This is a genomic window from Planktothrix prolifica NIVA-CYA 540, assembly GCF_963864145.1.
In the GTDB taxonomy this organism is placed as follows: Bacteria; Cyanobacteriota; Cyanobacteriia; order Cyanobacteriales; family Microcoleaceae; genus Planktothrix; species Planktothrix agardhii.
Genome location: NZ_CAWLTW010000001.1, coordinates 4672358 through 4685442 on the forward strand (window position 1 = coordinate 4672358; position 13085 = coordinate 4685442).

Annotated in this window: 10 protein-coding genes and 1 pseudogene; 4 read left to right on the forward strand and 7 right to left on the reverse strand. The window is 39.9% G+C overall.

Annotated features, from left to right (window positions below; all coding sequences use genetic code 11):
* Window positions 1–198 precede the first annotated feature (198 nt).
* The 3 genes from AC559H_RS20710 (at window position 199) to AC559H_RS20720 (ending at window position 5128) form a co-directional block, all read left to right on the forward strand.
* Complete coding sequence (locus AC559H_RS20710; protein WP_026798582.1) at window positions 199–1296, forward strand: RRXRR domain-containing protein; 1098 nt, start codon at window positions 199–201, stop codon at window positions 1294–1296.
* A 58-nt stretch (window positions 1297–1354) separates the two neighbouring features.
* A complete protein-coding gene (locus tag AC559H_RS20715) occupies window positions 1355–1819 on the forward strand; it encodes an MEKHLA domain-containing protein (RefSeq protein WP_026798583.1) in 465 nt (154 codons plus the stop codon).
* Window positions 1820–2245: 426 nt separating this feature from the next.
* Window positions 2246–5128, forward strand: a complete 2883-nt coding sequence (locus AC559H_RS20720; protein ID WP_026798584.1) for a class I SAM-dependent DNA methyltransferase — start codon at window positions 2246–2248, stop codon at window positions 5126–5128.
* A 251-nt stretch (window positions 5129–5379) separates the two neighbouring features.
* Here the strand turns inward: AC559H_RS20720 and AC559H_RS20725 are convergent, their stop codons facing one another.
* Window positions 5380–7617 (reverse strand): cation:proton antiporter domain-containing protein, encoded by a 2238-nt coding sequence (locus AC559H_RS20725; protein ID WP_036831266.1) that lies wholly within the window; start codon window positions 7615–7617, stop codon window positions 5380–5382.
* A 68-nt stretch (window positions 7618–7685) separates the two neighbouring features.
* Window positions 7686–9242, reverse strand: coding sequence for a cation:proton antiporter (locus tag AC559H_RS20730; protein ID WP_026795079.1), 1557 nt, complete (start codon window positions 9240–9242; stop codon window positions 7686–7688).
* 91 nt (window positions 9243–9333) lie between these two features.
* Between AC559H_RS20730 and AC559H_RS20735 the strand changes: the two genes are divergently transcribed.
* Complete coding sequence (locus AC559H_RS20735; RefSeq protein ID WP_026795078.1) at window positions 9334–10014, forward strand: potassium channel family protein; 681 nt, start codon at window positions 9334–9336, stop codon at window positions 10012–10014.
* Between the two features lie 72 nt (window positions 10015–10086).
* On the opposite strand, the gene AC559H_RS20740 is transcribed toward AC559H_RS20735, so the two are convergent.
* The 5 genes and pseudogenes from AC559H_RS20740 to sfsA form a co-directional block, all read right to left on the reverse strand.
* The gene (locus AC559H_RS20740; RefSeq protein WP_026795077.1) at window positions 10087–10779 is read right to left on the reverse strand and encodes an energy-coupling factor ABC transporter ATP-binding protein; all 693 of its coding nucleotides are present in this window, start codon (window positions 10777–10779) and stop codon (window positions 10087–10089) included.
* A gap of 5 nt (window positions 10780–10784) precedes the next feature.
* Window positions 10785–11054 carry a UPF0367 protein family gene (locus tag AC559H_RS20745; RefSeq protein ID WP_026795076.1) on the reverse strand — a complete coding sequence of 90 codons (270 nt, stop codon included), beginning with the start codon at window positions 11052–11054 and terminating at the stop codon, window positions 10785–10787.
* Between the two features lie 51 nt (window positions 11055–11105).
* Window positions 11106–11474 (reverse strand): DUF2237 family protein, encoded by a 369-nt coding sequence (locus tag AC559H_RS20750; protein WP_026795075.1) that lies wholly within the window; start codon window positions 11472–11474, stop codon window positions 11106–11108.
* Window positions 11475–11661: 187 nt separating this feature from the next.
* Window positions 11662–12378, reverse strand: coding sequence for a Uma2 family endonuclease (locus AC559H_RS20755; RefSeq protein WP_026795074.1), 717 nt, complete (start codon window positions 12376–12378; stop codon window positions 11662–11664).
* Window positions 12379–12575: 197 nt separating this feature from the next.
* Window positions 12576–13055: pseudogene (gene sfsA, locus AC559H_RS20760) on the reverse strand (DNA/RNA nuclease SfsA); the annotation flags it as partial.
* Window positions 13056–13085 lie beyond the last annotated feature (30 nt).

Consider the following 13085-nt stretch of genomic DNA (forward strand, 5'->3'; position numbering starts at 1 on the left):
CGGACGGGGATTGACCGAACCAATTCGGTTGACGCAAGAGGTGAATAGCCCGCAGAGCCGTTAGATGTTACAGACCTCCGAATACTTCCCTAGTTCGGATTCCCTCTAAACCTGATTGGTTCAGGTGTTGTTAAAGACAAGTCATATTTCTAACGGTGGGCAAAGGGACTATTAACTTAACTCTTGAGGATTATCTCCATGCAAAGAGTACCTGTAATATCTTCTAATAATCAACCTTTAATGCCGACTAAATCTAGTCGAGCTAGACGATGGATTAAAGAAGGTAAAGCTATTGGTAAATTTAACGATTTAGGACAATTTTATGTTCAACTAAAAGTCGAACCACTTGACGACAAAACTCAACCCATTACTGTCGGTATTGATCCAGGTAAGTTATACTCAGGAATTGGCGTTCAATCAGCCAATTTTACCCTCTGGACAGGACATCTTGAATTACCTTTTAAGAAAGTTCGAGAACGCATGGATAATCGACGAATGATGAGGCATGGAAGAAGGGGAAGAAGGATTAACCGTAATATTCCTTTCAACCAAAGAGCGCATCGTCAAGTACGATTTTCAAACCGTAGACAGGGTAAATTACCCCCATCAATTAGAGCTAATCGACAACTTGAATTACGAGTTGTAAAAGAGCTTTTTAAAATGTTTCCAATTACCGACATTTATTTTGAGTACGTCAAAGCTGATGTTGATTTAACGTCTGGACGGAAAGGAGCTAAATCAGGAAAAGGATTTTCAGCCGTTATGGTAGGTCAAAAACAGATGGTTAATTGGTTGAGTCAATTAGCTACTGTACATACTATTTATGGTTGGCAAACATCTAATCTAAGAAAATATCTGAAGTTAGAGAAATCAAAAGACAAGTCAGAACAAACAGTCAAATCTCATGCTGTAGATGGTATTACTTTAGCTTGCTATTATTTTCTTGAGTATAAAGCTCATTTTTCTAGCAATACTCATGGGCATAGTTGGCAAGGGAATGTAACGATAACGTCTTGTCCTTTTGCGGTAATTAAACGTCCCCCTATTAGTCGTCGCCAACTTCATTTAATGGTTCCTTCTAAGGGTAACATTAGAAGAAAATATGGCGGCACTACAACAGAATTTGGTTTGAGGAAAGGTGATTTAGTTAATTCTCCAAAAGGAATTGGCTATGTTTCTGGTCAAACCAAAAAACAAATATCTGTCAGCGATGCTAACTGGAAACGGTTAGGACAGATAGCCTTTAGCAAAATCACCTTAATTAGACGTTCAAACGGTTTAATTATTACTTGTTAAAGAAATATAAAGCCGTCCTCCGCTTCGCTAAAGGACGGGGTTTCTACCCAAATTTTCGATGATTTCACCCTGGAAACAAGACAGAATTATTATTCATACTCAAAGACTTTTGAGGAGTTATCAACATTGGACAGGGGAAATCCTGTTAAATTTGGATGACACCCCGGAGGAAGTTGCAGAGACATTATTTTATGCGCCATTTGTGTTAGTTTCCCACGGAATTGAACCAGATCCAATTTTAAATTATGGCAATCAAAAAGCCTTGAAAATGTGGGAGTTAACCTGGGAAGAATTAACTCAAATGCCTTCTCGAAAAACCGCCGAAACTATGTTACAGGAGGAACGCGATCGCTTGTTAGCAGAAACTACGGCTAAAGGATTTATTAAAAACTATCAAGGAGTGAGAATTTCCAGTAGTGGAAAACGCTTTTTAATTCAAGATGTTTTAATTTGGAATGTGTTAGATGAACAAGAGCAATATTGTGGACAGGCGGCGGTTTATTCTAAATATCTGTATATTTGAAATCGGGATCACAGATTTAAGAGGATTTCACGGATTTCACGGATTTTAATCTGTGTTCATCTGCGTCATCCTCTTAAATCCGTGATCGGGAATGGCGGTTTATTCTAAATATCTGTATATTTGAAATCGGGATCACAGATTTAAGAGGATTTCACGGATTTCACGGATTTTAATCTGTGTTCATCTGCGTCGTCCTCTTAAATCCGTGATCGGGAATGGCGGTTTATTCTAAATATCTGTATATTTGAAATCGGGATCACAGATTTAAGAGGATTTCACGGATTTCACGGATTTTAATCTGTGTTCATCTGCGTCGTCCTCTTAAATCCGTGATCGGGAATGTGGAAAACGCTTTTTAATTCAAGATGTTTTAATTTGGAATGTGTTAGATGCAAATGTTAGAACCTCATAAATATTGATTCTTATATGCCAGCAACACCTGAAACTATTCATCATTTTGTTAATTATTGCCAGCAATATATTACGGGTCGAGAAAGAGGGGAAGGGCAAATATTTATAGATCAATTCTTTCAAGCATTTGGCTATAAAGAAGGTTTAAGAGAGGCTGGAGCAATATGTGAAGAAGTTGTTCCTGATGGTAGCAGGAAAGGTAATACAGGATTCGCCGATCTTTTTTGGCGACGTGAGCCCTTAGATTCTGTATTAATAGAAATGAAATCAAAGAAAGAAAAAAAACTAAATCAACATTATGGTCAAGCCTGGGAATATTCCAGAAATTTAACACCCAGACCAAGATATGTAATTTTATGTAATTTTGATGAGTTTTGGATTTATGATTTTGAAAAAATCATTGATACTCCAGTTGATATTATTCGTTTAGTAGAATTACCAGAACGATTAGACGCTTTTACTTTTATGGAGTTTAGCACTCAGCGTCCTAATTTTCGGAATCAGCAAATCATAGAAGTAACAAAAAGAGCGGCTCAAAGAATGGGTGAGTTATTTCAAAGACTTCAGGCTAGAAGTCAGAGAAATAAGAGAAATAATTTTACCGATTTAGATGCTCAAAGATTTGTGCTTCAATGTGTAATTGCCATGTTTGCTCAGTATAGAGGGATGTTACCCCCGAACCTTTTTACTAACTGTATTCAACGATGTTTAGAGGGCGAAAGTACATACGATATTTTATATAATGGTTTGTTTCGGGAAATGAATACCAAAGGAATTACACCTTATGGTCGTTATCAAGACGTGGATTATTTTAATGGTGGATTATTTTCGACCATTCCTCCGCTTGATTTACATAGGGAAGAATTAGAATTTTTAGCCGCATCTGCTTCTGAAGATTGGAGTAAGATCCGTCCAGCTATTTTTGGTAGCATATTTGAAAGTACAATTACCGGGGAAAGTCGTCATAGTGGTGGTATTCATTACACCTCAGAAAACGATATTATGAAAATTGTCCGACCCACAATTAGTAAACATTGGGAGGATAAAATTGAGCAAGCCAATACAATTGAAGAATTAAACTCTTTGCGACTAGAAATACAAAACTATCGGGTATTAGATCCGGCTTGTGGGTCGGGTAATTTTTTGTATATGGCTTACCAGGAACTCAAACAATCCGAACAGTTATTACTCGATAAAATAGCGGAAAAATCAGGCACTCATCAGTTAAGTATAGGATTTGTTACTCCAGAACAATTCTATGGAATTGACAATAATCCTTTTGCCATAGAGTTAGCACGGGTAACATTAATAATTGCTCGGAAAGTGGCTATTGATAAATTAGGGTTACATGAAAACCCACTTCCTTTAGATACACTAGATAAAAATATCGTTTGTAAAGATGCTTTATTTGAAGATTGGGTTAAAGCTGATGCAATTATTGGCAACCCTCCTTTTCAATCCAAGAATAAAATGCAGCAAGAATTTGGTAATAATTATGTGAGAAAACTCAGAGAAAAATATCCAGATATACCTGGACGTGCTGATTACTGTGTTTATTGGTTTCGCAAAACCCATGATCAATTAATAACAGGCGGTCGGGCGGGTTTAGTTGGTACTAATACAATTCGTCAAAATTATTCCCGCGAAGGTGGTTTAGACTATATTGTTGCTAATAGTGGCACTATTACCGAAGCTGTATCCAGTCAAGTTTGGTCGGGTGATGCTGTCGTTCAGGTTTCCATGGTTAATTGGGTAAAAGGTGAATATCAGGGCAAAAAGAAACTTTACACTCAGTTGGGAGACTCGTTAGATAGTCCTTGGCAAGTTTTAGAATTAGATCGGATTAATTCGGCTCTTTCTGCGGGATTTGATGTTACTCAAGCTAAAAAAATTATGGCAAATGCTAATTCAGAAGCTTGTTATCAGGGACAAACTCATGGACATGAAGGTTTTTTGCTATCGCCAGAAGAAGCTGCTGTATTTTTTAAGTCAAAGTCCAACTCAGAGGTGATTTTTCCTTATCTAACAGGTGACGACTTACTTTCGACTAATCCCCCATTTCCTAAACGATTTGTAATTGATTTTCACCCACTTAGTTTAAATGATGCTTCTACTCATAAAAAACTGCTCCAAAGGATTAGAGAACTTGTTTTACCAACACGAGAAACGGCAGCAAAAGAAGAAGAAAAGCGCAATCAAGAAGCTAGAAAAAATAATCCTAGAGCCAAAATCAATAGACATCATCAAGGTTTTTTTGCTAAGTGGTGGTTACTTTCCTATCCTCGTCATGAAATGATTGAAAAAATTGAATCTTTACCTCGTTATATTGTTTGTTGTCAAGTGACAAAACGCCCTATTTTTGAATTTATTAATCCTTCCATACGTCCTAACGCTGCTCTGATCGTTTTTATTTTAAGTGATGATTATTCTTTTGGGATTTTACAATCTGGTATTCATTGGAATTGGTTTGTTACCAGATGTTCAACTTTAAAGAGTGATTTTCGATACACAACTGATTCTGTTTTTAATACTTTTCCCTGGCCTCAAAATCCGACAATATCTCAAGTTAGAAATATTGCAGATGCGGCGATAAAATTAAGAGAAGTCCGTCAAAAAATAATGACCAAAAATAATTGGAGTTTACGAGAATTATATCAAACATTAGATCAACCAGGGGATACACCTTTACATAAAGCTCATGCTAATCTTGATCTAGCAGTCCGTTTAGGTTATGGCATGAATCCAGATGAAGATTCTCTGAAATTCTTATTTGAACTTAATTTAGCAGTTGCAAATAAAGAAGCGTCGGGAGAATCTGTTTTAGCACCTGGACTACCTCCATTTGTGACAAATTATCAGGATTTTATCACACACGATTGCGTCAAAATGCTTGAATAATGTTTTTAATTAAGGTTTTTATATGATTCAAACTATATCGAAGTTAATCAATTTTGATCAGTAACTTCCTTACTTAATTTCCAAAGAATGCACAATTAAATATAGCAATAACTCTGGCTACAATCCAGATTTGATTATATAGTTGGGTCTCCAAACCTAAGCGCAAAGAGGGTTGAGTCTCCCAACCCCCACGATAAAATGTTACAACCGCCGTCTCGCGCGTCGCGGATTGCTATATACCTATAAAAAGATCAACTCGCCCCTTGGCTAGCAACAAATTGACTCACCTGATTAAGCAAATCTAACTGACCGAATAATAACAGATTATCCCCAGCCTGAATATCGGTTTTAATATCAGGAAAACGGATATATTTTTTTTGGCGTCGAATCCCTTGAACAACCGTTCCAAACTGTTCTTGTAAATTCAGTTCTTCCAATTTTTTCCCAGAAAAATTACTATTTTTGGGAATAGATAACCAGATACAAGCATCACCCTCATTCGGCAATATCACTTTTTTTGTCGCTAGATAATCAAAAGCCTCAAAGTCATTGGGTGTCCCCACAAGCAACAATTTATCTCCTGTTTTCATCACCGTTTGAGCATCGGGATAATCAATTGTTTCACCCCCAAAACGCTTAATTTCGATAATACTTACCCCCGTCAAACTTCTAACATAAGCTTTTTCAATTGTCATCCCCACCAGAGTAGAATCGGTCGGTAAGGTGTACCATTGATGATTCATGGTACTCACCGCTTCCTCTAATTCCCTAGAGATTTCTTCGGGAGAACGTTCAGGTTGTAAGGGGAGATATTGAGATTCTCTGATTTTTTGAATGTCTGCTTCAATTGTCGTTTTTGATAATCCTAATACCCGAAATAAATGACTCGAAAGTTCCAAACTTGCCTCAAATTCCGGTTGGATTACTTCTTTTGCACCCAGTTGATATAACATTCCAATATCTTCCATTTCATTAGCGCGAACCACCATATCTAATTCTGGGTTAAGTTGTAATGCTCTTTTGACACATAACCTTGAACTCATTGGATCTGGTAAAGCGATCGCCATTCCTTTTGCTGTACTGACTTCGGCTTTTTCTAAGAGCAATAAACTAGAAGCATTCCCATATAAATAGGGAATTTTTTTGTCTCTTAGTTTTTTGATTTTTTCTTCAGATTGTTCAATTACTAACACTTGATGACCCTGATTAATCAAGAGTTTAACTACATTTTTTCCCACTCGTCCGTAACCACAAACAATGATGTGATTCTCAAGAGATAATTCCTCCGAGATGGCGATTGGTGCATCGAATTTTGTTAACCAAGTTTCCAATGCGGGGAAAGATTCAGCCTGGGATAATAGAATCGGTAAAAATCGGAAAACAAACGGTGTCACAATTAAGGTCATCGCCGTAGTTCCCAAAACTAACATATAAAGGTCTTGAGAAATCAATCCAAAATTGCTTCCCTGTTCGACCAATACAAAGGAAAATTCTCCAATTTGAGCTAATCCCAACCCAGTGATAATTGCGGTTTTGAGAGGATAGCGAAAGAGAACCACTAAAGGGGTAATAATTAAGGACTTACCCACGAATACTAAGGAAACTAATCCTAAAATTAAGGGTAAATTATTCCAGAGAAAAGTCGGATCAATTAAAATTCCAATGGAGACAAAAAACGCTGCGGCACAAATATCTCGCAGAGGTTCAACATAGTCGAGGGTTTGGTCTGAATATTCCACTTCAGAAATCATTAACCCCGCCACAAACGCGCCCATTTCCGTTGAGAGTCCGATATAACCTGTTAACAAGGCAATACCCAAACATAAAGCCACGACCCCTAATAAAAAGAGTTCTCGACTTTCGGTTTTTGCTAATAATCGGAGTAAGGGCGGAATTAACCATTTACCCACAATAATCGCACCCAGAGCAAATAGGGTGAGTTTGAGTAAAGCAATGCCGATGGCGATGCCAATTTGATCAACAGGTTGATTCAGGGCGGGTAAGACCGCTAACATCAGCCCCAAAGCCAAATCCTGGACAATCAGAATCCCTAACATCACTTGGCCTTGGGGCGTCGAGGTTTCATTCGATTCCATTAAGGCTTTGAGGACGACGGCGGTGGAGGAGAGGGACAGCAGTTCGCCCAAAAACACACCCTGGGGAATCGATGTCACCCATCCCATCGTGACGGAAATAAAAGCCGTTAGACCAATGGTGAGGGCGATTTGGATTCCGCCTCCCCCAAGACTGATATTTTTAACTTTATTTAATTCCGCAAAGGAAAATTCCACCCCGAGGGTAAACAGGAGAAAGGTAACACCTAATTCGGCAACGGTTTCGACTTGTTCATAATCATGAATGATACCTAATTCAAAAGGCCCGACAATAATCCCAGCTAATAGATAGCCTAAAATAACAGGTTGCCTAAATATGGAGGCGAGTAAACCTCCAATCGCCGCCGCTGCAAATAGTATAATTAAATCGGTCATAATTTTGATTGTTTGTGGATTGAAGTTAAGTTTAGCTCAAAAATTGCTGAAATTTTGTCAATAATTGATTAATCATCCTCTAGTTTCAGTAATTGTTGGTCAAGGATTTGAATACGCTTTTGGGCAACGGTTTCTGATAAAATTCGCTTTCGCATTGCTTCATTGAGAACTCCTTTTTCCGCTAATAGTAAACGCCGACGAATCGAGTCTAATTTACTAATATAATCTCCCTGAGAATGTTCAAAATCTGCCGGACGCCGATTATAAAATTCTCGCAAAGACTTTTCGGCTCCCGCTATTTTTACTTGATAAGTAGAACGCATTTCTTCATAGACCGATTTAGGTAAAATTCCAGACTTTAATAAACTATCCAATTCATCCTGGGCGGCTTTGGCGGTAATTAATTCCGCTTGCCATTCTTCCACCCGTTGCTGTGTTAGAGAAACCGTTGATAAATTCAAACGTTTAACTACCCAAGGTAAACTTAAACCTTGCCCGACTAAGGAGACTAAAACACTACCAAAAACCAGGGTAATTAAAATATCCCGTCCTGGGAGTGTGGTCGGTAAACTTAAAGCCAAAGCCATGGATAGGGAGCCTTTAATATTCCCAAAAAATAACAAATGTTGCCAACGCAGGGGAATTACACGGTCAAACCGACTCGCAACCGCTAATAAGGGATAAACCGTTAAACCCCGGGCGACTTGGTAAACTAAAACCGCTAACAAAACCGCAGGTAAGGTTTGCCAAAATGTTACTAAGTTGATTTCTACCCCAATTAATAGAAAAATAAAAGTATTAACGGTAAAACCCGCATATTCCCAGAAACTCAATAGGGTAATCCGACTTGAAGCTGAGGTTTGGCGAGACAGTCCCAGATTTCCAAAAATTAATCCCGCTACGACTACCGCCACCGCACCGGATACCCCCAGCCATTGCCCCACTTGAAAAGTGCCTAATGCCACGGCTACGGTCAGTAATAGACTATTGAGGGGATCATCTAAACGGGCAAAGATAGGGATAGTTAAGTAGCCTAAGACCAACCCCACCAGACTCCCGCCAACGGAGCTAAACAGCAGTTGTTGAAAGCCTTCTAGGACAGTAAGGGAACCTGTGGTATAAAATTGTGAAATTAGATTAAAGCAAACCAAAGCCGCCGCATCGTTAAACAGGGTTTCCCCTTCCACAATAGTTGAAAGTCTCGAAGGGACTGGAATTTCCTTAAATACCGCAATCATGGAAACCGTATCGGTATTGGCTAACATCACGCCCATAAAGAAGGCGGGTATCCAATCGAGTCCTAGGCCAAATTTTAATAAAACTGCAATAATTCCACCGGAACAAATCGCCCCAGGGCCAGCTAAAAGGGCAATGGGTTTAAAGGTACTCCTAAGACGACTAACATCGGTATTAATCCCGGCTTCAAAGATGAGAATAGGTAAAAATAGATTCAAAACTAAAACCGGATCTAAACCCACCGATTGAGACATAAATTCTGAGAAGGGCAAACCTGCGAGCACTAAACCTGTAACGTAGGGAATCCCAATCTTGCGGGAAAATAGTGCCACTCCCGTCGAAACCAGTAGGAGAATAATTGAAATCCTGACTAATTCGGTAACATCCACTCTCGATACTGCTGAATAATTAGTCTTTATATTATCAGTTAATCTTGCCACACGGTAAGATTAATTATCAATCCAAAATTAAGGTATTGCTATGTATGTTTTGATTGGTGGCGGGGGATTAGTTGGGTTGAGTTTAGCCCAAAAATTGTTAGAACTTGGGCATACGGTGGCAGTTATTGATACTGACCCCACCGCCTGTAGCTATGCCAGGGAAAAAATTGGGGCCATGGCCTTTGAAGGTAGTGCGGTAAGTACGGATGTATTATTAGAAGCCGGAATTCGGAAAGCGACTTCTTTGGCGGCGATGCTCAGAAGTGATGCCCTGAATTTAGCCATGGTCACCCTCGCCAAACATTACGGAGTTCCCCATATTTTAAGCCGGATGCGCCACCCTGATTTTGCCGAACCTTTGCGTTTGTCCGGGGCAAATCATATTGTTAGTACCGTGGAATTAGGGGTATCTACAATGGTGAATGCCATTGAGTATCCGCAAGTGGAATCGATGATGCACTTTGAGCAAGGACAAATTGAGGTTCTCAAACTGCCAATTCCAGATCGTTGTCGTGTTGCGGGTCGGAGTGTGGCGGAAATTGCTCAGGATGCAAGGTTTCCTGAGAGTTCTCTGATTGTCGGTTATCAACCTCACCCCCATGATGATTTGATGATTCCCAATGGGAGCACGGTTTTAGAACCTGGGTCTACTGTGTTAATTGTGACTAAACCGGGATCATTACATCAAATGATCGATTTTATCGGGGTGTCTCCATCTTAATCGGGATCTCGATCTTTTCTATCATCCGTCGTTTTTAGAACTTCTTTGTGTCTTTGTGTCTTTGTGGTTAAATTAAATCTTTAACTCCTTTTGCATTAATCGCCGTTTCAACGGTTCAGGATCACCTTGACCTACTACCTGACCATTTTCTAATAAAAACGCCCCATCACTATAGTTTAATTCCTCTAAACGGTGTGTTACCCATAGGGCTGTAATGCCTCTGGTTTTCACTAACCGTTGGACTTCAATCACTAAATCATTTTGACTATCGGGATCTAATAATGCTGTGGGTTCATCTAATAATAATACTTGGCAATGTCTAGCTAAGGCTCCAGCGATCGCAATTCTTTGTTTTTGACCCCCACTTAACGCATAAATCGGACGTCGTTGTAACTCCAATAATTTCACCGCAGTTAAGGCATCTTCTACCCGTTTTTTCACTTCAATCCAGGGTAACTTATCCTCCACTAATCCAAAGGCTACATCCGCCCCTACCGTTGGCATGACTAACTGATGATCAGGATTTTGAAACACAAACCCCACCCTTCCTTGGAGTTGAATTTCTCCCGATTTCGACTGTAATAACCCAGCTAATAATCTCAATAAGGTGGATTTTCCACTACCATTGCTTCCCAAAAGCATCCAAAACTCTCCTTTAGGAACATCCAGGGAACAGGATTTTAAAACCTGCGCCCCGCTTGGCCAACTAAAGCATAGTTCTTGTACCCGTATCGCTGGACTTGAAGATTCCATGCTCGTTGTCATTCCCTCTATTCTGCCTTTGCACCAACAAAACCAGGAGGTCTTCCTGCGGCATTTCCTCCAGTTTTATCGGAAATTTGTACCGCAGAAATCTCACTACTGAGAATTGCCAGTTTTTTATCTGTAATTTTATCGCAAGTAAATTCTAAGACCTGGGCATTTCCTCCCCGCAGTGCATCTAAAATCTGATTGTAAGCTCCTTGAGCATCCTCAGCAGACTTTTTTTGAATGGATAAGGGGGTGGGAGTGTATTTAACAATAATGTCTACGGTGAACATAGGATCTCAAAAACCGTTAATAATTTCAATTTCTTACTATATCGTTTTCAGCTAACCCTGAACGGCATATTGTTGCAACTGATCCAGATCAACCACTTCCAACGCTCTAACATGGGTTGATTCTAGCACCACCGGGGGCGCGACTCCCGCATCCAGGGCTTCTTGCCAACGGGAGGCACACAAACACCACCGATCCCCCGATTTTAACCCCGGAAACCCAAAGGCGGTGACGGGGGTGCTAAGGTCATTTCCTTGGGCTTTTGTATATTCGAGGAATGCCGGGGTGACTTGGGCGCAAATTACATGAACACCAAAATCCTGCCCTCCAGTGTAACAAAACCCATCCCGATAAAATCCGGTCATCGGATCGGAGCAACACATTTCCAGTTTTCCGCCTAAAACATTTCTGGCTTCTTGCATTATCTTCAATTAACTCTCCCAGGACTTACGCAGCTACACTTTGAGTAGCGTAGCACTGTAAGGATGGCTTTATCCTAAAAGATAAGGCACTGGACAAGTAATTTGAGCAGTCTTTACCAATCTCACTACGAAATTTGTGAAACTTCCCCCACTAATGCCGATCGCCCTTCACGCCAGAATTGACCAGTTAATCAAGAGTCTCTGGATCAATACCTAACTCCCGCAATTTTGCCGCAAATTTTTCGGCTTTCTGTTCAGCTTGAATCACTTTTTCTTCAGGACTGAGCAACAGTTTTTCTTGCAAATTCCACCACCGTAACCAAGGCAATTCCATATTTTGATAGCTTCCCTGCCAAATACCTAACGCAACTTGTAATTCTGGAATTTCATACTGTCCATGAACATTAGGAGTCATTAATTCATAGTGGCTACCGATCAAGTGATATAGTTCAACACTCGCTTTTTCCACTTCGTAGATCCCGTAATATGCCGGACGAATCACCGTTTCGTAGATCCAAAATTTGCCACTCCAAGGGGTGCGATCGCGTTCCTCAGATCCATCACCAGAAACAAACTCTAAAACGATCTGCGGCGGGATAATTTCCTGCCATAACACATAGGATCGTCTGCCTTTGCCATTGAGTAACGGCGGCACATTCGGCACATAAAACCAGTCTGGGGCTTCGGCTCCCCTCTGCGGTGGTTCGGTTAAACGCCAATAAATGCCGCTATCTTGACCAATCGTGTACTGTCCGTCGGGATGAATTTGATCGAAGATCGGGCGAATCGTACTGGTCAGTAAAATACTTTGGGGATGTTCCTGAAAATTCTTCACGAAAGTACCGTCTTCACAGGGAAGTTGGGTGTGATCGGGCAGGGGTGTAAAAATTTCCTCGGCAAGCATGGGACTCTATACTCCTGTGGGTTTGCCTTATAACATAAGTCATTTACTTTCCTCAAAGAACTTTACGCAGTAACAACTTTAGATATAACAGATAGCTGACAAGCATTGCCCCAAGAGATTACCTCAAGCCAGCTAACTATTTATTTTGTGATGCTGTCATAAATTTTAAGCAGGGAAATAGATGATTAGGATGGGCTTCAGCGCAACAACGAAAGTGCTAACCCTAAGTATTTAATACCTTCCGGGGTAATTTCAAATCGACAGGGTAAGATTTCCACACCTACTAAAATTGCTTCTCTTAACAGTTGACCATAAACCGGGTCGGCGGTATCTCCAGGGGCAAATTCTGTACAATCTCCTCGATTAATAAAATATAACATAACTGCGCGATCACCTTGTTTAACAACTTCAATTAATTCCTTGAGATGTTTTTGTCCTCTTTCAGTTACCGTATCGGGAAACAAAGCAATTTTCCCATCAGACCAAGTAGTATTTTTAACTTCTAAATAAATCGGTTTATCTTCTCCTTTCAGCAGAAAATCAACCCGACTTTTTAAATTCATTCCATAGGGAACTTCTTTCCTAATTTCGCTATAATTTCCTAATGAGGGAAATAACTTTTCTGTTAAAGCTAAATTAATTATTTTATTCGGTAAAGCGGTATTAATTCCAGTCCAAATTAACCCCCCAGCCCTCCCTACCTACGG